The 23,657-nt window shown below is 50.9% G+C and carries 18 protein-coding genes; all 18 read right to left on the bottom strand.

The annotated features are described in order from the left end of the window. Nucleotides 1–1,011 carry a flagellar motor switch protein FliG gene (gene fliG, locus BLW97_RS05905; protein WP_075322630.1) on the bottom strand — a complete coding sequence of 337 codons (1,011 nt, stop codon included), beginning with the start codon at nt 1,009–1,011 and terminating at the stop codon, nt 1–3. After that, nucleotides 998–2,704: a flagellar basal-body MS-ring/collar protein FliF gene (gene fliF, locus BLW97_RS05900; RefSeq protein ID WP_075322629.1), complete on the bottom strand. Its 1,707-nt coding sequence runs from the start codon at nt 2,702–2,704 to the stop codon at nt 998–1,000. Before fliF ends, fliG begins: the two co-directional genes overlap by 14 nt. Nucleotides 2,705–2,740: 36 nt before the next feature. Continuing rightward, nucleotides 2,741–3,064 (bottom strand): flagellar hook-basal body complex protein FliE, encoded by a 324-nt coding sequence (gene fliE / locus BLW97_RS05895; protein ID WP_075322628.1) that lies wholly within the window; start codon nt 3,062–3,064, stop codon nt 2,741–2,743. Nucleotides 3,065–3,119: 55 nt separating this feature from the next. Beyond that, a complete protein-coding gene (locus tag BLW97_RS05890; protein ID WP_075322627.1) occupies nt 3,120–4,484 on the bottom strand; it encodes a sigma-54-dependent transcriptional regulator in 1,365 nt (454 codons plus the stop codon). A gap of 5 nt (nt 4,485–4,489) precedes the next feature. Continuing rightward, nucleotides 4,490–5,695, bottom strand: a complete 1,206-nt coding sequence (locus tag BLW97_RS05885) for a sensor histidine kinase (RefSeq protein ID WP_075322626.1) — start codon at nt 5,693–5,695, stop codon at nt 4,490–4,492. Next, the gene (locus BLW97_RS05880; protein WP_075322625.1) at nt 5,695–6,765 is read right to left on the bottom strand and encodes a sigma-54 interaction domain-containing protein; all 1,071 of its coding nucleotides are present in this window, start codon (nt 6,763–6,765) and stop codon (nt 5,695–5,697) included. The genes BLW97_RS05885 and BLW97_RS05880 overlap by 1 nt, the downstream gene beginning before the upstream one ends. 12 nt (nt 6,766–6,777) lie before the next feature. Continuing rightward, nucleotides 6,778–7,341: a PilZ domain-containing protein gene (locus BLW97_RS05875; RefSeq protein ID WP_075322624.1), complete on the bottom strand. Its 564-nt coding sequence runs from the start codon at nt 7,339–7,341 to the stop codon at nt 6,778–6,780. Nucleotides 7,342–7,373: 32 nt separating this feature from the next. Then, a complete protein-coding gene (gene fliS, locus BLW97_RS05870) occupies nt 7,374–7,754 on the bottom strand; it encodes a flagellar export chaperone FliS (RefSeq protein WP_010639975.1) in 381 nt (126 codons plus the stop codon). Between the two features lie 15 nt (nt 7,755–7,769). Further along, the gene (fliD, locus tag BLW97_RS05865; RefSeq protein ID WP_075322623.1) at nt 7,770–9,719 is read right to left on the bottom strand and encodes a flagellar filament capping protein FliD; all 1,950 of its coding nucleotides are present in this window, start codon (nt 9,717–9,719) and stop codon (nt 7,770–7,772) included. Between the two features lie 33 nt (nt 9,720–9,752). Further along, nucleotides 9,753–10,160, bottom strand: a complete 408-nt coding sequence (locus tag BLW97_RS19970) for a hypothetical protein (RefSeq protein WP_242947707.1) — start codon at nt 10,158–10,160, stop codon at nt 9,753–9,755. Between the two features lie 71 nt (nt 10,161–10,231). Then, nucleotides 10,232–11,854 (bottom strand): flagellin N-terminal helical domain-containing protein, encoded by a 1,623-nt coding sequence (locus tag BLW97_RS05855; RefSeq protein ID WP_075322622.1) that lies wholly within the window; start codon nt 11,852–11,854, stop codon nt 10,232–10,234. 139 nt (nt 11,855–11,993) lie between these two features. Further along, nucleotides 11,994–17,267, bottom strand: a complete 5,274-nt coding sequence (locus tag BLW97_RS19760; protein ID WP_077218258.1) for a glycosyltransferase — start codon at nt 17,265–17,267, stop codon at nt 11,994–11,996. A 223-nt stretch (nt 17,268–17,490) separates the two neighbouring features. Beyond that, the gene (gene flgL, locus BLW97_RS05835) at nt 17,491–18,816 is read right to left on the bottom strand and encodes a flagellar hook-associated protein FlgL (protein WP_075322621.1); all 1,326 of its coding nucleotides are present in this window, start codon (nt 18,814–18,816) and stop codon (nt 17,491–17,493) included. A 10-nt stretch (nt 18,817–18,826) separates the two neighbouring features. Then, entirely contained in the window at nt 18,827–20,848 is a 2,022-nt protein-coding gene (gene flgK / locus BLW97_RS05830; protein WP_075322620.1) for a flagellar hook-associated protein FlgK, read from the bottom strand. A gap of 2 nt (nt 20,849–20,850) precedes the next feature. Then, nucleotides 20,851–21,207, bottom strand: coding sequence for a hypothetical protein (locus BLW97_RS05825; protein ID WP_143214854.1), 357 nt, complete (start codon nt 21,205–21,207; stop codon nt 20,851–20,853). Between the two features lie 60 nt (nt 21,208–21,267). Continuing rightward, nucleotides 21,268–22,230, bottom strand: a complete 963-nt coding sequence (gene flgJ / locus BLW97_RS05820) for a flagellar assembly peptidoglycan hydrolase FlgJ (protein WP_207650562.1) — start codon at nt 22,228–22,230, stop codon at nt 21,268–21,270. Further along, nucleotides 22,227–23,354: a flagellar basal body P-ring protein FlgI gene (locus tag BLW97_RS05815; RefSeq protein WP_010640007.1), complete on the bottom strand. Its 1,128-nt coding sequence runs from the start codon at nt 23,352–23,354 to the stop codon at nt 22,227–22,229. Before BLW97_RS05815 ends, flgJ begins: the two co-directional genes overlap by 4 nt. A gap of 11 nt (nt 23,355–23,365) precedes the next feature. Continuing rightward, nucleotides 23,366–23,657: flagellar basal body L-ring protein FlgH (locus BLW97_RS05810; protein WP_143214907.1), on the bottom strand; the 292-nt coding region annotated here is incomplete at its 5' end.

Here is a 23,657-nt window from a genome sequence, read left to right as displayed (position 1 = left end):
TCACAACATGGCCTCGCTGCTGCCACCACCCAGACTGAGCTGACCGGCGGCATCCAGTCGCGTAGCTATCTGCAAAATCGCCTTCTGACTGCTTTCCACCTCACTGACCCGTACCGGACCTTTTGCCTCCAGATCATCGCGCATCATTTCTGCCGCACGTTTGGACATGTTGGCAAAGAATTTTTCGCGCAGTGCGGCATTGGCACCCTTCAGCGCCGTCACAAAACCATCCGAGGGTATTTCACGCAGTAACACCTGCATGCTGCGGTCATCCAGCTTGATCAGGTCGTCAAATACAAACATTTTTTCCTGAACCTTGTCGGCCAACTCATCGTCGGTCTCACGCATGTTGTCGAGAATGCTGGATGAAAGACTGGTTTCCAGGCGGTTCAGAACATCAGCGGCGGCTTTTGGTCCGCCCAGGCTGGCTACCTGCAGACTTTGCGCTTCACCGGAAATTTGTTCCTCCAGAATTTCATTCAACTCGCGAATGGCAGCTGGCTGCACCGTTTCCAGGCTGGCCAGACGCATCATGGCTTCACTGACCAGGCGATCAGGAAGATGATGAATGACCTCTCCCGCCTGCTCCGGCTCCATATAGGCAAAAATCATGGCAACCACCTGGGGATGTTCCAGTTTGATCAAGTCGGCTATGGAACGGGCATCCATCCATTTCAGATTCTCCAGACCACTGGCATCACCACCATGAAGAATCCGATCAATCAGACTACCCGCTTTATCCGCACCCAGAGCCTTGGTCAACATGGCCCGAATATACTGGTCGCTGCCCACGCCCAGAGAAGTCTGGCGCTCCAGTCGGGAACGAAAATCCGAGAGGACTAGCTGTACCTGGTCCGTGGAAATGTGCGATATCCGGGCCATTGCCGCACCGAGTTTCTGCACTTCTCGCGGTCCCAGGTGGCGCATGACTTCGGCAGCTTCGTCCTCACCGAGACTCAACAAAAGAATGGCACTACGATCCGTGCCACTGAGATCTTCACTCGTGCTCATTAGATAACCATTCCTTGACAACCTGCGCAGCTCTGGCGGGATCTTGCATGACCAGCTGCCGGGAGACATACAAATCTGTTTCCAGGGGATTGCCGGGAATATTGACCTGTTCGCGAATGGCTTCAGCATTAGCCATTGCTGCTGCTGATTCTGGAGAGGAATCCGGCGATCCATTGGCGGAATTTTCTCCAGATTCCATATCCGCACTATCCATGCCGGGTTCCTGCTGCACACGGCGTTTTAAAAGCGGGCGGACAACACCGAAGTAGAGGAGTAATGCCACAAAAAGAATGACCAGATAACGCAGCCCGCTGTTCATGAGATTCAGGAACCAGGGTTGCTGCCACCAGGGCAAAGCGCTTGCCGCTGACTGGGTAGTGAAGGGCATATTGACGACTTTGACCGTATCGCCCCGCTTGGCATTATAACCAATGGCATCTTCCACCAGCTGCTGGATTTGCGCCAATTGCGCTGTTGATAAGGGTTTTGCCTTGACGGCACCCAGGGAACTTTCGGAAACCTGATCATCGACGAGCACGGCCACAGACAGGCGCTTGACGGTTCCTACCGGCTGAACCGTGTGGACAATAGTCTTGTCCAAATCGTAGTTGGTGGTTGAATCCGTACTGCTTTCAGTAGGCGCCAGCATTTTCAGCGTGGGGGCCAGAGCAATAAGCGCTCCAGGTGACAAATTGGAAGCCACCGGCGCAACCAGGGGAGCTACCGCCACTCCGGGAGGCGTGTTGGAGAGTGCCCCAGGAACCCCGTAAGGCCCGGAACCACCGGTGCCAGAAGTATTGTGGGTTTGCTGGCTGAGAATCTGACCTTTACCATAACTCACCGAACTGCTTTCACTTTTGGCGAAATCAATATCTGCCGATACGGCTACGCGCACGCCTTTGGCACCGACAATAGGGGTGAGAATAGCCTGAATACGTTTTTCGTATTGCTGATCCACGCTACGCTGGTAAGCCAGCTGGGAAGGTTGTAATCCGTTATCCGCATTGCCACGGGTGCTCAGTATATTGCCATGCTGATCCACTACCGTAACATTTTTGTCCATCAGCCCCGGCACGCTGGCAGCAACCAGATGAACAATGCCTGCCACCTGGGCACCGCTGAGTTCGCGACCGGGATACAAGTTCAACATCACCGAAGCCGTGGGTTTTTCCTGCTCGCTCAGGAATACCGAGGGCTTGGGCATGGCCAGATGTACTTTGGCTCCCTCCACAGAACTGAGGGAGGCGATGGTTCTTTCCAGAGAACCTTCCAAAGCACGCTGGTAATTCACGTGCTCCACAAAATCACTGGTACCCATGGGTTCATGGTCCAGAATGGCGAAACCCACACCGGCACCTTTGGGTAACCCGTCTGCGGCCAATTTCATGCGGGTCGCATACACCTGATTGGCAGGTATTGAAATGACTGCACCGCCATCACCGATTTGGTAGGGCACATTCAGCTTCTGTAACTCGGCAATAACCTGCCCACCATCACGATCCGAAAGATTGGTGTACAACACCTTGTAGGAAGGACTTCCGTTCATGAAAATCACGGCAATCAGAACGGCAAGCACGGCAGCCAGAGCCACCAATACGCCCAGACGGCGATTCGGCGGCAGCTCCTGCCAGCGTCGCTGCACCTGTGCGGCTCCGCCTGCCAGGTTGAGATTCGTCGCGGTTTCAGTCGCCATCAGCAGAATCTACGCAAGTGCTCGAAACGCATGGAATCATGCCTGTATATTCATGATGTCCTGATACGCAGACACCAGCTTGTTGCGCACCTGAAGCATGGTCTGAAAGGAAAGATCCGCTTTTTGCGAAGCAACCATCACTTGACTGAGGCTGACCGATTTGTCGCCATTGGAAAAATCTGATTGCAGTGCACCCGCCTGACTTTGTTGATTATTCACCGACCCAACCATGCTTTTCAGCGTGTTGGCAAAATCATCGGGACCGGCGGCAGATTTATCCGGCACTTTGACACCCTGTGCCTGATCGGCCAGAGCGCGCAACTGAGTCATTAAGGAATCCAGGGAATCTACACTACTCATGGTCGCACCTTTCGTTTATTTTTCCTAAAAATTACAAGCAATATCCGGGCCAATTTTATCCCAACTCATAACCGGCTTCCCGAAAACGCTGTATTTTGTGACGCAAGGTCCTGGGACTAATGCCCAAACGCTCTGCAGCCTGAGCCTTTGAACCGCGACTTTGGCTCAAGGCCAAGGTAATGGCTTCACGTTCATGATGCGCACGCAGATCATCCAGGGCCACAACAGAGTCTGCTGTTTCCACCACCAATGTAGGACTCATCTCAGGCAAAGGTATGCTTGCAGATGATCCTTGTAAACCCAGATCATTTACCTGAATGTCATTTTCAACTGAGAGAATGAGCGCACGTTGCAGGGCATTTTCCAGTTCGCGCACATTGCCGGGCCATTCATAAAAGTAAAGCTGTTGCTTTGCTGCCATACTGAGCCCTTTTACGGGAATCCCCATCTGCTGACAGTGCCGCCTTAACAGATGCTCGGAAAGCGGCAAAATATCCGCCTGGCGTTCGCGCAATGGCGGAATCTGAATAGGAAAAACCTGGAGACGATAATACAGATCTTCCCGCAGTACGCCTTCCGCTACAGCCTGGCGCAAATCCCGATTACTGGTGGCAATCAGACGAATATCGAGGGAAATGGTCTGCTTGCCGCCGACCCGCTCCAGCTCACGCTCCTGCAGCACCCGCAGTAATTTGGCCTGCAACTGAACAGGCATTTCTGTCACTTCATCAAGCAGCAGCGTACCGCCTTGAGCCTGCTCAAACTTCCCTGAACTACTTTGCGCCGCACCCGTAAATGCCCCCTTTTCATGCCCAAACAGAGTGGCTTCGAGCAGGGTTTCCGGAATGGCCGCACAATTAACAGCAATAAATGGCCCCGACTGACGGCGGCTTTGCTGGTGGATATAACGTGCCAACACTTCTTTCCCGACACCGCTTTCGCCTACTAACAACACAGTGGCATCCGTGGAAGCCACCTTTTTCGCCATTTCCAGCGTCGCCAACATGGCCGGAGACTGCGCCACGGGTCCTTGGGTATCGGCCGGCAATTGTGGAAGCGCAAATTTACGCAGCTTTTCCAGCAGGACATCTACCGTAAAGGGCTTCACCACATAATCTACCGCACCATTTTGCAAAGCCTGCACTGCCTCGGAAATCGTACCCCAGGCTGTCATCATCAATACCGGCGGTGCATCATGTTGTACGCTCAAGGTTTTCAAAAGGGTATAACCATCCATAGGACGCATCTGCACATCGCTGACGACCAGATCATAAGACGTCGCCGCCAGCAGGCGTAATGCGGCCGTTCCATCTTCGGCCCATTGCACGCGGTAGCCCTGATCCTCCAGCGACTCCTGCAAGGCTTCAGCCAGATATTCATCATCTTCAACCAGTAAAATACGTGCCTGGTACTGCTCCATACTTCCTACTCCTGACTCATTGAACCGCTGGGCAGTGGCTGAGCTACCTGCCATAACGGCAGAATCAGCACCAAGCAGGTACCAGGAGATACCTTTTCCAGCTCTATACCTCCCCCCATGGCCACCACAAAATTACGGGCAATGGCCAAACCCAATCCGGTACCATCCCGACGAGTGGTATAAAATGGGATGAAAACCTTTTCCTGATCCGCTTCAGCAATACCCGGGCCAAAATCCCGAATGCTCAAGCGCAGGGTACCCCGATTGGCTTCGTCAAACCTAATAATCACTGACTGTCCAGCGTTGCTGAATAGCAGCGCATTATGCAGCATATTGGCCAAGACACTGACCCAGGCAGCCAGGGTCCCCGTCAAAAACCAGTCATCCCGTGCATCGCCAATATCCAGAGTGACATTTTTTTGACAAAAATGTGGGCCCCACTCCCGCTCTAACGCACTGCGAATCGCGGTCAAAGCCACAGAGCCGCTTTCCTGCTCCGCACCGCGCAAGAAACGCAGCATGGCATCAATGGTCGCATCCAGATGTTGCAATCTTTCCAGCGCGCGCTGCTGTTGCCGTGCAAAATGTTCGGGACCACGTTCAAATTGCAGGTGCGAAACAGAGAGCAGCGCCGTAGCCAAAGGGGTACGCAATTGATGCGCCAGTCCCGCCATCGTTTCTCCCATTGCAGCCAGACGTTCCCGTCGTTGGGCAGCCTCCTCACGGGCGCGCGCCGCTGTCACATCCTGTAATAAAATCACCTGCCCACCCTCGCCCGGCAACGCATTGACAGCAAGTGTCACCTGTACCGGCTGATCCCTGCCAGAACCGCGCAACAGCAACCACTCATCCCCGGAACCTGACATGGGTCTGGGTTGCAAGGCCTGCCAGTCCGAACCACGCAAATCCGCACCCAGCAAACGAATTGCTTCCGGATTCATTTCCGCAATCAGCGCCGTATGGTCCACCACCAACACCGCGCCCGGGAGCATTTCCAGAAGCAGGGCAAGGCGTTCACGCATTTGTTCCTTGGCTTGCAGTTCGGCGCGAAGGCGCACATTCGCCTCGGCCAGCTCTGCAGAAAGACGTTGGACTTCCTGCTGCAGGGTGCCGTAGGCTTCCGTCAGTTCCTGTGAGGTTTGGTTGAAGAGTTTGAAAGCTTCGATAAGGCTCGAAGCATCAGGCAAGGGCGAGGAGCCATCACCAGACATTAATGATCCATGTCCCTGATCGTGCTCAGTCCGTATTTTTTCAGCTTCTCGACCATGGTTGTCCGGCGCAGTCCCAAACGTTCCGCAGCCCGGGCAACAACCTGATCGCACATAGCCAACGCTTGCAGCAGGAATTCCTTTTCTATTTCTTCCAGATGCAATTTGAGATCAAAGGGCGGCTCCGGCAAACTCCCCGATGGCTCTGCCCACACGGCGGCAAGACTTTGCCGTTCATCCTGCAGCTCCAGATTCTCCACACTGCGCATGCGGGCGGGCAGATCAGTACAGGAAAGCGTCTCACCACCATGCAAAATTACCAGCCTTTCTGCCAGATTACGGAGTTCCCGGACATTCCCTGGCCACTCATAAGCATCCAAGGCCCGCAGAGAGCCTCCGTCAAGCTTAACGGCCAGATGACCTTCCGTGATCAACTTATCCATAAAATAAGCAAACAACAAATGAATATCACCCGGGCGATCGCGCAGGGGGGGCACGTGTACCGGAAAAACATTCAGACGATAGTACAGATCTTCTCTGAAACTGCCCTCCTGAATCCGCGTCTCCAGATTACGATGCGTAGCGGCCAGTATCCGCACATTACTCTCCATAACCCGCGCACCGCCCACCCGTTCAAATTGTTTTTCCTGAAGCACACGCAGCAGTTTCACCTGCATTTGCGGACTCATTTCGGCAATTTCATCCAAGAAAAGAGTGCCGCCCTCAGCCAGTTCAAAACGGCCTTTACGTGCGGCCAAAGCCCCCGTAAAAGCCCCTTTCTCATGCCCGAAAAGCTCGCTTTCCATCAATTCTTCTGGAATAGCTCCACAATTAACTGCCACAAAAGGTCCCTGACTACGCAAGGAATGCTGATGCAGACAACGGGCTATTACTTCCTTGCCCGTACCCGATTCACCCAGAATCAAGACAGTACTGTCCGTTTTCGCCACCTTAGCCAGCATCGCTGTCATCTGCTGAATAGGCACACTGTTTCCAACCAGTCCGCAACTTTCGCGCGACAGGCTGCGCCTCTCCAGAGTTGATCCGTTTTCCGTGCTTACTTCAGTGTACATAACAAACGCCTGTCATTCTGCGGACAAATGATGATGATCCTTTTGCCGCGCTATGGAACGCCGATGGTGACGGAATATTAGTCGATCCAGTGATTCTTGCACGCGCGCGTCTAGCTGAAAGTGCAAATGATAACTCAATAGCGTTTCTGCGCTGCCCTCCGGCTGAGTCACTGACATATGGAGGGTGCCCGGAAGAAACAGCGGCATGGCAATCCTGGGGCGCAAAAAAAGGGCCACGCAGACCGGGCCATGCTCATGGGGAAAATCTGCTGAAGAAGCGGCCTCCCAATACAGATCTTCTGCACCCAGCGCGCAGGAATAAGATGTTGGCAAAGGTTCCAGTCCTTGTATGCCCTTACCTACCAACAGCAGCAGCAAATCGATTTTGGTCTCGAGGCTGCTGATGGCTTCACGGTTGTCATCCTCCATCAGCAAGTGATCATCCATAACCAACAATGCCTTGAGAAGCGCCATATTATCCAGCATCAGGCGAGCGCGTCGCACAGTGTCTACTTCACCCTTCTCCAGACTCAGGGGAAGCACTTCCTCCAGTACCACGGCATGCTGCTCCAGCATCAGTCACTCCTTCAGATGCGGAAAGTTATGCCTCAGGAATGACCCAGCAGTCCCCTCCACGCATCGCGCAGATCCACCAGCACCGGCTGGCAGGCATCCAGCGCCTGCAAATCATCAAAAATATTGGCTTGTGCCAACTGATTTAACAGGAAACGATAAAGACTGTCGAGATTTTTGGCAATTTCACCGCCCTGCTCGAAGTTCACACTGGCCAAAAGGTGGGCAGTCAGCTGGTAGGCTTTATCCATGGAATCCGCCTTGACGCTCAGGTCCTTAGTCTGGATCGCCAGACGGGCGCGCCGGGTATATTCCAGAATACCTTCCAGCCCCAGCAACACCAGACGATCACTGGAAATCCCCTGATTGCCGACCTGCTTATAAGCCTGCATGGCCGCCGCTGTCGCTACACTCATAGCTTAAAACCTCCCTCAACTGCTGGAGCTCGAACTGGAACTGGACGAGCTGGAACTATTGGAAGAATAAAATGCATTCAGATACTGACTGGTAGACTGCAGAGAAGACAGTTGTGACTGCATGGCAGCAAACTGCTGCGTAAGCAAGGCGGTCTGATTGGAGGCTGACTGTTGCAATGTTGTAATCTGCGCACCCAAGCCATTGATGGAAGAAGTGATACCGTTCTGGGCGGCACTCACAAAACCACTTTGGGTATTGAGCGCGGAACTCAGCAGTGTAGTCATTTGTTGATATAACCCCTGGCTGAGGGTTACTGCTCCCAGGTTTCCCGTACTGTTTCCGGTAATGCTTACCTGCAAACCCGAAGCATTCCCCGGACCGGTGACCGTCAGGGTCTGACCGGAACCGCTGGTAGTTTGGCCATTAATCGTCCCCGCTACATCGGTTCCGGTAGCCGTCAACAAGCTCGTACCAATTCCGGTACCGCCAGAACCTGCCGCCACATTGGATTTTACGGTGAAAGACTGGGCGCTCCCGTAAGCATTGGACTGCAATTCCAGATAACCATTATTGGCACTGGCGGTAATGCCCGTCATGCCCGACTGCTGCAGGGTATCATTGATGGTACTCACAATATCATTAAGAGTGCTGCCCGAACTCAAGGACACCACTACCGAACTGCTCCCCGACCCAAAAGTCAGACTTTCGCTCTGAAGAATGCCACCGGAAGGAATGGCGGCACTCCCCGAAGTGCTGGCCTGGGTCGCGGCCTGACTCACATTAATGGCATAAGTACCCGCCTGCGTTGCGCTGGTCGCGTTCAGATACTGAACATTGGCGTTGCTGGTACTGCCCGCCTGCCCGAACAGACCCGCTACCGTATTGAAATCAGCAGAGAGCGCTGTAGTCAAAGTGCCGGTATTCAAACTGATCGTACCACTGCTGGTGAGTCCCAAACCCACACTGCCCAGGGAGTTATACGAACTACCCGAAGAAATCCCGATGCCCTGTCCGGAAATCATATCCAGCAACTGGGTCCGCAAACCCTGCACCGAAGCATCACCCAACAGAGGACCACCGGAACCAGCCTGAGCATTATAAGCGGTCAACTGGTTGATGGTGCCCATGGTCTTATTGAAAGCACTCACAAAACTCTGGACACCCGACACAAAAGCGCTATTACTGCTGGAAACCTGCAGGGTTGCACTACCGCTAGCTTGCAGCAAATTGAGTGTTACTCCGGGAATAGCTCCGGAAATCGTATTGGTCGTACTGGTAACCGGCAAACCATTAATGCTGACACCGGCATTTTGAGCCTGTTGGCTCAAGGTCATGGAACCAGATGCGCCACTACTGTAGCTGAGCGAAGATAAGCTGCCCGTTGTACCACTGGTACTCACCGAGAAAGCACTATTCACCCCCGTACCCTTTCCGGTCAAAGTCAGGCGATAGCCGGTGCCATCATAGACAACGGCGGCATTCACTCCGGTGTTGGCCTGATTAATGGCACTGGCAATGCCATCCAGACTGTCATTGGAAGCACTGATAGCCACATTCTGGACAGCACCACTACCGACCTGAATTTGCAGGGTACCGGTACCCACTGAATTATTGGTGGCGCTGGTAAAATTGCTGGAATAAATACTCTGGGACTGCGCCAGAACCATATTACTCAGACTGTAACTTCCCTGCGGCGCATTAGCAGAAGCCGTAGCCGAGGCCGCATTATCATTGGAAAGGGTCACGCTGCGATTATTGGTATTACCCAGATTCTGCAAACTGCTCATGGCTGACTGCAAACCGGATAGACTACTCTGCAGGGTACCCCAGGCACTTAAAGTCGTTTGGTAAGATTGTTGCTGATTCTGCAGGATAGTAATAGGGGCCTGATAAGCCGCACTTAAATTCGTAATAAGTGACTGGACATCAATGCCACTGACCAAACCAGATAGTGAAGCGGTCATAATCTTTACTCCTGCACAATAAATTTAAAAAATTCAGGCCTTGGTATTCATCAGGCTGCCGGGTTGCAATGCGTCTCCGGTTTCAGCACTTTTCACGACCTGTTCGGCCGGTACGTAATATTCAAAAAATGTTTGTTTGGTAATTTTATCACTGAGTTTCACCAGAACCTGTCCGGGATGCGTTCCGTCCGGGTCCAGACCAGCCTCTAAGGTAACAGAAGCACTCGCTGGTAAATTATTTTGTAATTTCTGAATAGCCTGCTGCACTTTTTCAGGATGCAATGTTTTGTTTTTGGGTGTTGTTGAAGTTATATCCAAGGTATTTTGCTGCGCTGTCGGCGGCCGTGTCGGCGGTACATTCGCCTCACTCACTTGCTGCGTATCTGACGCTGCACTTCCGGGTATAGATAACGAACTCTTTGTCATAGAGAGAGCATCCATGTTCATTCTCCACTGATAAAACTCTCCCACCCTGCAGAAGTGGGAGAGAAACTGATTAAAGCATCATCACCTTAGGGCAGAAGCTTGAGGTAGCTCTGCTGCAAGGAGTTTTCCTGCGCCAGGGTAGAAATACCTGCCTGTTGCAGAATCTGATACTTGGTCAACTGCGAAGTCGCCTGCGCGATATTCGCATCCTGAACCACCGATTGCGCAGACTGCAGGTTGGTAGCCGTAGTTTGATCATTGGAAACCGAAGCCTGAATCCGGTTCTGGATAGCACCCAGACTGCCGTTTTGCTGGTTCAGATAGTTGATGGCCTGATCGATGATCCCGATGGCCTGTTGGGCACCGGCGGCGGTGGTGACATTAATATCCGCAACAGCTGAACCACCTGCACCAGAAACCAGGCTGGCCGCCTGCGAACTGAAACCGATACCGCTGGCGTTGCCAATGGCATAGGAAGAGGAGGATTCAAATTGCACGGCGCCTTGGATGAGAAGACCGCCGCTACCAGAGCCAAAAGCGCCCCCAATTGAAGACGGTTTCGCACCAGCGGCGACATTATTATTTACCACTTGCAACTGTGCAGTAGAGCCAGAAGTCATACCCCCAGATGAAGCTGTGCTAGAGCTTGCCTGCATCACAATATTGCGGCCCTGACTTTGGGTGAGCACTAACTCCTGAGTTCCATTCACAGCTTGGGTACTAGCAGACACGCCAGTGATAGCAGCCTGATTATTAATGGCTGTCACCAAAGAACCGAGATCCAATTGCCCACCAGCACCACTAGTAATCGTCGCAGAAATGTTTACAGCGTTAGAAACACTCCCACTAGAACCATTTCCAAGAGTGAAACTCACACTACCCGTTGCCGCAACTGAAAAAGCCACACTGGTATAAGATTGAGCGCTTACACCAGTCTGGGCAGATACAGCATTGACACTCTGAGCTAGGGTAAATGCAGATTCATTAGCGGCTCCCACTTGAACTGAGGTGCTGCCAACTGAACCTGAAATTCCAAGAGTTTGGCTAGTAAAATTCCCCCCGCCACCTACACCACTTGTTGTACCACTACTAACGGTAAATGCACCTCCAGCAGCATAACCCCCATCCATGAATACGCCAGATGAGCTGGAATAAGCACCTTTGGTATTGGAAGTCACTGCGGTACTATAATTACCCATTGCGTTGGTTTTTGTATCGCCCACCGCCACATTAATGATCTGGTTAGAGTTGGCCCCTACCTGGAAAGCGGCACCCGCAAAAGTACCATCCAGCAGATTTTGGCCATTAAACTGAGTCTGGGTGGCAATGGTTTGCACCTGCGCCAGCAACTGACTGACCACACCCTGCAGAGCCTGACGGTCCGAAGTGGTGTTGGAAGCGTTAGCTGCCTGGACTGCCGTAGTCCGAACCTGCTGTAACAGGCTGGTCTGATTCTGAATGGCACCTGTAGCTGTCTGGACCAGAGAAACGCCTTGGTTACCGTTAGAAACCGCTTGGTTCATTCCATTGATTTGGGTCTGGAAACGTTGAGCAATAGCATAACCTGCAGGGTTATCCGCCGGACCATTGATGCTCTTGCCGGTGGACAACTGCTGAAGATAAGTGTTGAGGCTACCCTGAGTGTTATTCAAGGCATTTAAAGTGCTGAGTGCACCCACGTTGGTATTGATAATTCCTGAAATCGCCATGATCGTGCTCCTTTCTTAGGGTTGAAATGGCATCCTTGCCAAGCTGTACTTACTCTGTACACTCCCTATAACGACACTCCAGCGAAAAACTTGAATCGATTAAGCAGATGACCTTTATGAAGACAGCGAGCTTTGAGCCTCAGGGTAGCCAGGCCGCCAACCAGTCATCCAGATGCTCTTCCAGCAACCAGTGGGCGCGCACATATTCCCGTAAGTGGTCACCTGCTGTTGCCAGAGCCTGTCTATCGGCAATCTGCTCACGGATGGCCCGTACCCAGTCGCGATAGCGGTTGGCAACCCGGGTGACGGGGAAATCTCCCTGATAGGGGAAAATGTCTGAACAAATCACCGGATAGCCGAGAATCCCGTATTCCAGAATCCGCAGGTGGCTTTTGGCTTCATTGAACGAATTATTCTCTAAGGGCGCCAAAGCCAGATCCAGGTCCAGACTAGCCAATTTGTTGGGATACTGGGGTAAGGGTACCCCAGTATGAAACTCGCGGACATAAGGACGCAGGGCATCGGGACAGAGGCCGAAAAACACCCAGTCCACTTCGTCGGCCAGATCGCGCACCACATCGGCGATCATTTCCAGATCACCCGTGTGCCCTACACCGCCGGCCCAACCGACCCTGGGCTTAGCTTCGGCGCGTCGGCGGGGCTGCAAGGATCCCCAAATGGCTTCTTCAATACAATTGGGTTGAACGCGCACCTCATCGGCGAATCCTTTATAGGCTTTGGCGAGGGGCTCCGTCGCGACCACCAGACGGTTACACAAACCCGCTGCTTTGCGGAACCGCTTGGCGATATCCTTGTGTATCTGGGCCTTATGCAGGCTTTTCACCGGCAAATTGGTGATCAAGTCATCAATTTCAAATACCCGGAAGGTTTTCAGCAGCTTTTTGTGGCGTTCCAGGGCTTCGATTTGCGGCCATTCCATCTGCCGCTGCAACACAATACTTTCCGGAGAAAAACGTTCCATTTCCGCTGGTTCAAAAATCCGCATGGTTTCCCAGCCCTGTGCCCTCCCCGCCTTTTGCAAGGCGCGCATAGGGGAGATGATCCGGTACTCTCCACAACCCTCCCGGTCCGCCGGATGCACCAGAATGCGCGGACGCGGACGCCATTCCGGGTCCCAGGTCAGGGCGGCCTGATCTTCAAGCAAGAAATCCGTACTCGCCAGACTCAAATGGCGATTATAGGCAGGATCAAAAGCCAGTTGTGGCAGCCATTTCTGATAAAAAGCCATTTTTTCGCCGGCAAAGCGTTTTTCTTTTTCGGGGCTGGGTTTTTTCTCGACTTCACCGCGCTGACTGGCGGAACCTTCATGGAGGAGCATCGCCCAAGGAGTGAACACAATTTTATGACCGGCTTCGCGTGCCTTCAGGCAGAGATCAATGTCGTTGTAGGAAACCTGAAACTGTTTTTCATCCAGCCCACCCAGCTCTTGATATAAGGATTTTTTAATCAGCAGACAGGCTCCCGTCACCGCCGATAAATTCTGAGTCAGCATGGCCCGGCCAAAATAGCCCCGATATTCGGGTGGCTGACCAATAAAAGGATGTTCTGCCGGCCCGCGCATTCCTAGAATCACGCCGGCATGCTGAATTTTGCCATCAGGAAAGAGCAACTTTGCGCCGACAATACCCACCTCCGGACGCAAAATCTGGCTGACCATTTCATCCAGCCAGTCATCATGCAGTGCCGCCGTGTCGTTATTGAGCAAAAGGACGTAATCGCCCCGCGCCTGTTCCACTGCACGGTTATTCATGGCCGAGAAATTGAAAGGACCGGGATGCCTGAGTACGCGCAAACGACCACCCAGTTGCTCTTCCTGTGCCTTAAGCATATCCAAATAAGTGCGTGCCTCGGCATCATCGCTGTCATTATCGACAATGAGTATTTCATAATGCGCATACCTGGTTTTCTCGATCAGCGATTCCACGCAGCGCTGCAAATAGCCGAGTTGATTGCGGGTGGGGATAATAATGGAAACCAGAGGCGTGCCAGTCAGGGGATAACGCACCCGAGTGGCTGGCGGGAAAGGTCCGGGCAATACTTCCGCAGCAATATTCAGGCGCTGTAAATGCCTCTGCAAAGCAGCCTGACTGACCTGGAGGATTTCCTCAACGGACTTGTTACAGTGCCCGCCGCCCTGCAAACGGTGGTAAAGCACTTCAGGAATATGACCGATACCGGCATCGCCGATTTTTTCCCAGGCCCGCAGGACGAAATCGTAATCTTCCGCCCCATCGGCTTGCGGATCGAAACCACCCAGCGCCTCAAAAAGTTCTTTTTTGATGACCAGCAAGCCGCCTATGTAGGGGAGGCTTCGCAGGTAGTCGATGTTGAAATCGGGCTTGCAGTGCGGATTGACGTGCTGACCGTCAGCCGTGAGGGAGTCCTCGTCGGTGTAGATAAGTTGCCACTCGGGATGGTTCTGGACGGCCATCTGAATGCGGAAGATGGCGTCGGGGGCGAGTTGGTCGCCGGCGTCGATGAGTATTAACCAGTCACTATTGGTACATAATTCGATCCGATCAATTGAGTCAAAAAAGTCATAATTATTATAAACTAAATAAATTTTAATGCTGGATGCATACCATAGATTTTTTAGATTTATTTTGGTGATCTCACATTTTTCATTTAGACTAGAAGCAAAGCAAAGTGCCTGAAATACAGGAAAAATTTTCGCACCCGTCCACTCTTTGGCCCATTTTTCTACATTTCCAAGTGAACGGAATTCTAACAACCATGGATCGTTTTGTGAAATCAGCTTACTAAAAGCTAATTCCTTACGACGCCGACGTTGAGGAAATAAATTATACTGATTACTCAAAGCAACCAATTGTATAAGCCATTCGCACTTATTTGCTTTATCAAAATAAATTGCCGCTGCTTTGGCTGCTTTTTGCCCAATATCAGAACGCAGCTGAGAATTATTAAGAAGCATTTCAATCCAAACAGCGGCCTCCTCCACAGAAGGGTCGGCCCACTGCACGCCCGATCCTATAAAATCAGTTTGATAAGCTCTAATACTGCCATTTACTGGTATTAGTTTATAAGAAACAAGACAAGCACAATCAGCATCCATGTAGGCCATATTTCCTGACCATGCTGTTGCAATGACTGGTTTTCCTAGTGCCATAAACTCCAGAGGTACAAGACCAAACCCTTCGGCTCGATGCAATGAAATAAACACATCGCAACAATTATACAAAGAGATTGTGTCATCATAAGATAATAGTTTTTCAAAAATAATAATTCTAGAATCATTTGCAATAAAACGCAGTAATTCTTCTCGCCAATAATCACCTGTTGAATTTACTTTTATAATAAGAATGGCTTTTTGGCTATTTCCTACTCCACGGCGAAATGCATCTATTGCGGCGAATGGATTTTTTCGTTGAGGATCACTAAATGGTTCATACGCACTCAAAAAAACTATTTTATCTTCGGGCAATAAAAAATGGTCACGAAGATATTTCTGATGGACAGGCAGAACATGAGGGACCGCCGCATCCAAAACAATTGGGCCATCTAAAGAAGTCGCAACAGATGCTGTAACAAAAGGAGAACCTCCCATAATAAGGTCCATCAGCTGTAATCCAAAGTACCATTCTCGAGGTATTTTAGGTAATTCCCACATCGTCCAAAGCACATTTACACGCTCAAAAATCCGCAAGGAATTTCCCATGATAGGAAGGAGCCATGACATCGTTTCCGGTGGAAAAAGAAAAATGTTTATAGAATATTGAAGTTTTTCCGGAGGTAGCGAAAGATAATCAAAGCTAATATCATGTCGCCAGCGATTATGACCAGGGTCAACATCCAAAATTGAAACCTTAACACCAATATTCAACAAAGATGAAACCACCGATCTGGCAAAAACGCCTAGACCTAGATTTCCAGAAATATATCCAATAATGTTAACACCAAAAGGAATTTTATAATTATCTTCTCTGTCGATGACAGATGATCTTTTTTCTTCTTTCGTACAATCGGGTAAGGTTTTATATCCATCCACTTCTTTTAGCTCAGTGATGTTCATCAACCCATCAAATAACTGATCGACAAATTTTCTAGTTTCGTCACGCTTTTTTAAGAGCATTCCATTATAATAACTAACAAAATTATTTTTATTATTAGCATCATCTTTCATCAGGATTTCATCAGGATTTTGCACATCGGGGAAGTTTTTTTTATTATTTAATAACTCTGAATTACTCGCTCCTGACAACCTGTTGATAGACTTAATTAAACCCTCTAGCGTATTAGACCAATAATACTTGGAACGAATACCTTGAGGAGTTAAATCAGTTTTTCGCGGTTTATCAAGAGCAGTCCGTATTGCCGCTCTGAAGCTTTCTTGATTATCTGCGATATAAACATGATCCAATGCCATCGCATCTTCATAACCTCTCATGGCTTTACTAGTCGCCACAATAGGTAAACCAGACTCCAAAGCCTCAGCAGTTTTTAAATTTGATCCTTCACCACAAGTGATTGGTAACAGCACAATATGGCTAGCGCTAACAAGAGAATGAAGTTCGACCTTCTCCAACACCCCAGCAATAAAGAATTTTTCAATGTCAATACTTGAAACAGACTCTTGAATATTATTATTCAATATAATTGACCCCACACTCCCAATAACCAAAACTTTTTCATCTGGCATTAAGAATGATAAGTCTAACCCGATCATTTCCCAGAACCCATGCACATTTGGTAAATGCGCACTACTAACAAAAACTAATAATTTTTTATTTAAATTTTCATGCAACTCTAAAACATGTTCATGCTTATAACTAAATGGTTCTACACCATTACACGCTAAAATGCCGTTAAAATTTTTTTTACTTACTATATTTTCATAAAATAATAGATCCTCATTCGTACAAGCAACAACTAAATCAGCAGCGCGAGCAGCGCTTTCTTCGACGCATCTTATCTTTTCAACCAAAAGATCCCTATCGACACAACCATATCGTTGCAGCAAATCATTTTTCAATCTCCATTCAACATTCTGTGATGAGTAAACCAACTTGATATTACTATTTGATTTAACAACATTTTGCACTGCAGAAAAAAACCATGGCTGTTCAACAATTATTATCCTTGGTTCAAATTCGTCAACAATTTTTCTTAATGCAGAAAGGATAGCGATATCCTTCCTAGCAATCTCCCCACCAAAATAGTCAGATAAGATTGATTCACAAAGATTCCATGGGTTTGATCTATTGGGCAACTTTATATCCTCTGGCCCAACATCATTATAATTTTCATCATATAAGGCGATAGATTTTACTTTATGCCCAGACATTCGTAGAGCGTGCGATATCTGCGAAGCTCTTATCTGGCCACCATGTATTGGTTTCAGCGTAGGATATGGTGTTACTTGAAGAATACGCATAATATACCTTCTCTTGTTAAATTTTTTTAAAATTTATAATTATTAAAGCTTAAAAGATAGTCTAATAAACTTAACATTTTACATGTTAAGTTTATTATAACATAAAACTCTACGATTTGACTTGAAATGAGTCTCTTCGGAGATTCGGGTCCCGAGTTCACCTGCAAGAATGACACATTTCATAACATTTACCCGTAGTAATCGATATACAATTAATCGGATATCACGAAATATAATTAAACAAACTCAAACCCTGCACCTGCACAAAGGCCTTCTGTGCAGCCTGCAACGCCGTCGAGCTTTCCTGAAACTGGGTAATAACCTGAGGGTAACTCACATCGGCAATATTACCCTGGTCGGTCTGGAATTGCTGGGTCAGATTGGCATTCAGCGATTGCACACTCTGGGCCTGCTGGATGTTCGAACCAATTTGCGCCTGGGTACTCAGCAGCGTGGTCTGGAACTGGTTCAAATTTGCCAGAGCATTACTAATGTTTTGTGAGCGACTCGTGTTAGCACCTGGAGAACCGGCACTACCAGTAAAGGCGGCAATCAGATCACTGAACGTCTGAAAAATGCTTTGGGGCTTTGCCGCAGCCAGAGTAAATTGCGCGGTCTGTCCCGATACCGGCTGCCCATTGGTCGAGACCGTCATAAAGGGGCTGCCGCCCAAGGTGCTGGGTATGTTAATACTTTGCCCGGGCGTATAAGTGCCGCTGACAACGGTTCCGGAGCTGGCTGACCATCCTGTACTGTCAACCGTACCTGTGCCACTGCTGACCGTATATGTCAGGCCGCTGGAAGTATTACTGATACTGACTTCGTATTGAGCATTATCGGCCACAAACTGGCTATCCGCCGTCGCCTGATTCAGCACACTGCCCGGCCCTAAAGTGGTATTGCCTACATCCGTGGCCGTTGCTCCGGAAGTTGCCGGAATCAAATAATTACTGCCGGACGCCGTTACCGTAAAAGTGCCATTTCCTGCCGGAACATTCATGAAAATCGCATTACCCGCCTGAGAAACAGGCGTTGTCAGTCCCGGGCCGATTTGCAGGGTTTTCTGACTGGAATCGCCCATGTATTGAACAGTGCCATCACTCTGTAGCTGAAATGGCGGAGTCTGGGCATTGGACCCACCATAGATGTAAGTACCATTGGCATCTTGCGTATTGGCCAGTTGCACCAGTTGCTGCAGGTTTCCCTGCATGGTCGTTACAGCATTTTGCAGGTCATTGGAATTGACCGTAGCATTATTCATCTGCACCGCCAGTTGCTGCACCTGATTCATCAGGGTACCGACACTTTGCAAGGTGCTGGAACTCATACTGAGTCCCTGTTGAGCATAAGTATTACTTTGTTGATAGCTGCCCAGATTGGCAATTTTGGTATTGAGGTCCAAAACCTGAGCATTACCCACAGGATCATTGGTAGGGTTGATCAGCGCATTGCCGGTGGAAAGCTGCTGCGAAAGATTATTCAGCGTACTTTGTTGGTTCAACAAGGAATACAGGCTGCTTTGGTAAAATTCCTGGGTACTGACGCGCATGCTGTTCTCCTTATAGAGCCTGTATCAATGACTGAAACAAGGTACTGCCGACCGAAATGGCTTTTGCCGCCGCCTGATAGGCCTGCTGATACTGAATCAGGCTGGCGGCTTCCTGATCCAGATTCACGCCGGAAACCGCTTGCTGCGAGGCTTGGGCCGACTGCAAAACCGTGAGCTGGGCCTGAGCATTATTCTGGGCCTGAGCGGCCTGATTGGTCACCTGAGTGAGTAATTGCGCGGCATTGTCGTTGAAGGTCGCCGTTCCATTGTTCAAAACCTTGCTGGTGGCCAGCGCTGCCATCGCCTGGGCATTGCCGTTACTCCCCGCCCCGCCGGGACTCAAGGTAAACGCATCGCCGGAAGCCGCCAGGGTGCCACTGAGATTCACTTGCCAATATCCTCCTGGTGGATTGGGATACGGGATATTGATAAGCGTACCGGAACCACCTAGACTGACAGTTCCAGTAGTTATCACCGAGGCCGTAGTACCTGAACCTGAAGTAATCTGGAAAGTCGCCGTACCACCCTGACTGGCACCGCTGGTCATGGTGATCTGCAAATTAGTCGGAAATGACGATATGTCGCTAGGGGGGACTCCCACGCCGGAGGCGGCACCGCTGACATATTGTCCGGCAGAAAGGGTCATATTACCCAGATTATTATTCTGCAGACTGCCGCTGACTAACATGCCGGGGCTACTTACAAACGGACTGGCGGCTGCGATGCCCGCAGGATCAGTCAGCACCGTCTGCATGCCCACGGCACCCTGACGCGTCGGTTCTACCAGAAAGCTGTCCCCTGCTGCCGCAGTTCCGGAAACCTGCAACTGGAATCCTTCACTGGAAAAATTCAGGGTCGTCGTGTGCCCAGATACAAAGCCGGAACTGCTTGCCACCATTGCTCCCGTACTGCGGTCCTGCAAAGTCCATACGGAACCTGAGCTTTTGGTCAAAATATAATCATTGCCACTCAGATTTCCGACGTTGGTAATGCTGCCCAGCACAGAAGCCGCGCCACTACTGTTATGCGTATTTGCGAATACCTGCACCGCACCTGTGCTGAACAAGGCTGAACCGCTGCTACCGTTCAAATTCAGGCCTTGCGCCTGCTGGGCATTCAAGGCCGAGGCAATACCATCTGCCAAAAGTCCCAAGCCATTTTCGGCAGGGTTCAACGATTGACTGCGAAATTGCAATAATCCGCCCAGGGTTCCACCAGTGAGGCTTTTGGAGATGTCCGCGCCGCTGTTGGCATAACCTACATCCAGAGTTTGCTGGTTATATGGGCTACTCTGGGTCTGTAGGGCAAACGATTGACCACCCGCCACCAACACCTGTCCATTACTCAGAAAAACACTGAGCTGGGAATTCTGCTGTTTAAGAACCTGCACACCCACCTGACCATTTAATTCGGTAATCAGATGATCGCGCTGATCCAGTAAATCATTGGGTGACCCGTTGGGATTACCCTGCGCGGCAGAAATCTGAACATTCAATTGTGCAATCTGCTTGCTGATGCTGTTGATCTGGTCAACGGACTGGGTAATTTGCTGATTAACCCCGCTGCCAACACTGGCCAACTGCTGACCCAATGACTGAAATGTCTGGCTGAGGGTCTGTGCATTACTGAGCATACTCTGGCGGGCGGGAATGTCATCCGGGCTGGCAGCCACTTGCGCGACCCCGGAAAAAAACTGGCTGACCTGGGAGCTGACGCCGCCATTATTGAGCATGCCCAGAATATTCTGGAGGGAACTGGATAAACTGGCCTGCCCGCTGGCGCTGGCACTGGCCGTCCAGACCTGACCCTGCAAAAAGCTGCTGTAACTGCGTTGCACGGAATCGATCTGAGTGCCGTTTCCGTAATAAAGGCCGCCAATGGCGGTAGGGATAGCCGTTGACTGCAAAGCACTTTGTTGACTGTATCCGGGCGTATTTACATTGGCAATATTGTCCCCAACCACCTGCAAGGCGGATTGGGCAGCTTGCAAGCCGGTCAACGCATTATTTACCAACCCACTGATTCCAGACATTATTATGCACTCCCCAATGAACGACCCGTATATTCCCCGCTACCATAAACAATTCCGGCTTGTTGACGCAGCACAACCAGAGCCTCTCCTAAACCTGAACCGGCAACCCGCAAGGCATGATCCAAGGCGCTGTAACTTTCCTGAAGTGCCAATACCGCCTCACCAAGCTCTACTGAAGTCGCAATCTTTTGATTACTGGCACGAAGCGCCAATAGTCGCTTGCCCAAACGTTCGGGGGCATCGGCCTTGGGCATGGGCCGGGTCCAGTCACCTCGGACAAGCCACTGTCTTTGCTCTTCAAAGACCATCGTCAGCTGGATAACGGTTTCCAATTCTTGCCCCAACGATTGACTATCCATTTTCTGACCCGGTCCCCGCACTATTCTATATTCTTGTAACGACACAAAAAGGCATAAAGTTTAGCCACCGGCCTTAGCCAGCGACACGTCTCCCATCACTTCTTGCATGAGCGGGCTGTCTGCCACTGCCACCAGCTTGTTCGCATATTGCGGATCGGTCGCATAACCTCCCTGCTGCAAGGCTTCAGCAAATCCGGCAATATTGTTACCCTGCCCTAATGCCCCGCGATAACGGGGGTTATTCATCAACAAGCTGGCGTAATTGCGCACACTGTCCCCGACCGACTGGTAAGCGCGGAAAGCAGCATTTTCCACTTCATTCACGCCGTTTTCGAATTCATGCGTCAGACTATCCACCGAACTGCCCAGCCAGGAACCGCCCCCCTTGATGCCGAAAAGATTGTTACCGGCCACATGACTCCCCCAACCGGTTTCCAGGGCAGCCTGGGCAATAATGGCAGTAGGTGCCACGCCCAACTTCTGTGCCGCAGCCTGCACGGCAGGCAGTATGGATTGCACAAAGGACTTGGCCTGTTCCAGAAGACTCTGCGAAGGCTTGGCCCAGCTTGCCGAAGTCATGACCGGAGCCGATAAGGCCGCATTACGGGCGGGCATGGTCATCGCCTTGTCCCCGGCCGGTGATGCGTTCTGCTTACCCCAATGGAGGTTGTAACGCGTAGCAATTTCCTTGGCCAGGGTCTGGGCAATACCTATGCCCTGCCCCTGACTGACGGTTTGCGCAATCTGCTGGTTAAACAGAGACTTCAGCATCGGCCCGGAATTTTTTCCAGTTAAATCCGAACCGAAGGAAGTGGCCGACATGGACGAGAGCATCTCCTGCAGCAAAACGGCTTCAAACTGTTTGGCGACGGCCAGAATGGTTTTTGGATTGTGGGCTTGGGCCTCACTACGCAACTGGTTCAGTCCGGAAAAGTTGAGGGCGTCACTGGCAGTAGCTGCCGCAGCCTGTGGACCAACCTCCGCAGAGCGCGTTGTAGCGGTCAGATTGATGGCAGCACTCATATGACTTCCAGTTGCGCGTGCAAGGCACCCGCCGCTTTCATGGCCTGCAAAATGGCAATCAAGTCTGTAGGGGTTGCTCCCACCGCATTGAGAGCACGTACCACAGCTTCCAGACTGACTCCCGGTTCAAACATCAACAACTTCGCCTGGGGCTGCTGAACTTTCACATTGGCCTGCGGCGCCACCACTGTCTGCCCCGCGCCCAGGGGATTGGGCTGACTGACCAGATACTTTTGGGAAATGGTCACCGATAAATTGCCATGTGCAACCGCACAGGCACCCAGCGTGACATTTTGTCCTAACACGACCGTACCGCTGCGGGCATCAATAACTACCTTGGCCAGTGGTGTTTCGGGACTGACATCCAGATTTTCAATCTGTGAAAGAAAATTGACCCGCGCTCCGGGCGAACCGGGTGCATTGACCCGAACATCTCCGGCGTTCAGTGCTTCTGCCACCCCATATCCCAGCTGCTGATTGATGACATTGGCAATACGTGCCGCCGTCGTAAAACTCGGATTATGCAATTCGAGCATCATCGGCCCCGCCTGATCAAAACCCGACGAAACAGACCGCTCCACATTGGCCCCGTTGGGAATAGTTCCAGCCGTCGTGATATTTACCTGTGCCGAGGAGCCGTTACTGCTGGCCCCAAAACCGCTGACAATCAGGTTTCCCTGAGCTACTGCATAGGTTTGGCCATCGGCGCCCTTCAATGGCGTCATCAGCAAGGTACCACCCGCCAGACTGCTGGCATTACCCACAGCAGAAACTGTTACGTTAATAGTTTGTCCCGGTTGCGCAAAAGGCGGCAGATGTGCGGTCACAATCACTGCAGCCACATCTTTGGGTTGCAGATTGGTGGCAACAGAGGCGGGTAAATTGATTCCCAAACGCTGAAACATATTGAGCAGGGACTGGGTGGTGTAGGGCACCTGCGTAGCCTGATCGCCCGTACCATTCAGCCCGACTACCAAACCATAACCGACCAGCTGGTTGCTGCGCACCCCGCCTACCGACACCAGATTGCGGATTGTTTCGGCCTGGGCGGAAAACAATCCGGTAAATGTCATCAGTACCAGCATCAAGATGATTGCAGAAGATAATCGCAAAAGCTTGGGCATCTGTTTTTTCCTCAGAAAGGCCATAGCGACAGGAAAAAGCGCGCCAGCCAGGGCATCCGTGCGGCTGAGTAAATGCTGCCATTGCCGCTATATTCCACGCGCGCATCGGCAATTTGCGTGGATAAAATGGTATTTTGTGGCGTCACGTCAGCGGGCCGCACCACCCCGGCGACCCGGATATACTCATGCCCACCATTGAGCAGCACTTCTTTGGAACCCTCAATGACCAGATTCCCATTGCCCTGCACTCTCACTACCGTTACTTCCAGAGTGGCGGTAAAAGTATTGCTCTGGGTGGTCGCC

It is taken from the genome of Acidithiobacillus albertensis (assembly GCF_001931655.1).
In the GTDB taxonomy this organism is placed as follows: Bacteria; Pseudomonadota; Gammaproteobacteria; order Acidithiobacillales; family Acidithiobacillaceae; genus Acidithiobacillus; species Acidithiobacillus thiooxidans.
This window is presented reverse-complemented; position numbering and strand designations above follow the sequence as displayed.

What these genes read in the sequence shown, in the direction of transcription:
- BLW97_RS05885 (WP_075322626.1), bottom strand. Translation starts at nt 5,695, where the DNA reads ATGTCTGGTGATGGCTCCTCGCCCTTGCCTGATGCTTCGAGCCTTATC.
- BLW97_RS05855 (WP_075322622.1), bottom strand. Translation starts at nt 11,854, where the DNA reads ATGGCGATTTCAGGAATTATCAATACCAACGTGGGTGCACTCAGCACT.
- BLW97_RS05825 (WP_143214854.1), bottom strand. Translation starts at nt 21,207, where the DNA reads ATGGATAGTCAATCGTTGGGGCAAGAATTGGAAACCGTTATCCAGCTG.
- BLW97_RS19970 (WP_242947707.1), bottom strand. Translation starts at nt 10,160, where the DNA reads ATGGATGCTCTCTCTATGACAAAGAGTTCGTTATCTATACCCGGAAGT.
- flgK (WP_075322620.1), bottom strand. Translation starts at nt 20,848, where the DNA reads ATGTCTGGAATCAGTGGGTTGGTAAATAATGCGTTGACCGGCTTGCAA.
- fliD (WP_075322623.1), bottom strand. Translation starts at nt 9,719, where the DNA reads ATGACCGCTTCACTATCTGGTTTGGTCAGTGGCATTGATGTCCAGTCA.
- flgJ (WP_207650562.1), bottom strand. Translation starts at nt 22,230, where the DNA reads ATGAGTGCTGCCATCAATCTGACCGCTACAACGCGCTCTGCGGAGGTT.
- BLW97_RS05815 (WP_010640007.1), bottom strand. Translation starts at nt 23,354, where the DNA reads ATGCCCAAGCTTTTGCGATTATCTTCTGCAATCATCTTGATGCTGGTA.
- BLW97_RS05880 (WP_075322625.1), bottom strand. Translation starts at nt 6,765, where the DNA reads ATGTACACTGAAGTAAGCACGGAAAACGGATCAACTCTGGAGAGGCGC.
- fliE (WP_075322628.1), bottom strand. Translation starts at nt 3,064, where the DNA reads ATGAGTAGTGTAGATTCCCTGGATTCCTTAATGACTCAGTTGCGCGCT.
- BLW97_RS05890 (WP_075322627.1), bottom strand. Translation starts at nt 4,484, where the DNA reads ATGGAGCAGTACCAGGCACGTATTTTACTGGTTGAAGATGATGAATAT.
- flgL (WP_075322621.1), bottom strand. Translation starts at nt 18,816, where the DNA reads ATGCGCGTCAGTACCCAGGAATTTTACCAAAGCAGCCTGTATTCCTTG.
- fliG (WP_075322630.1), bottom strand. Translation starts at nt 1,011, where the DNA reads ATGAGCACGAGTGAAGATCTCAGTGGCACGGATCGTAGTGCCATTCTT.
- BLW97_RS05875 (WP_075322624.1), bottom strand. Translation starts at nt 7,341, where the DNA reads ATGCTGGAGCAGCATGCCGTGGTACTGGAGGAAGTGCTTCCCCTGAGT.
- fliF (WP_075322629.1), bottom strand. Translation starts at nt 2,704, where the DNA reads ATGGCGACTGAAACCGCGACGAATCTCAACCTGGCAGGCGGAGCCGCA.
- BLW97_RS19760 (WP_077218258.1), bottom strand. Translation starts at nt 17,267, where the DNA reads ATGCGTATTCTTCAAGTAACACCATATCCTACGCTGAAACCAATACAT.
- fliS (WP_010639975.1), bottom strand. Translation starts at nt 7,754, where the DNA reads ATGAGTGTAGCGACAGCGGCGGCCATGCAGGCTTATAAGCAGGTCGGC.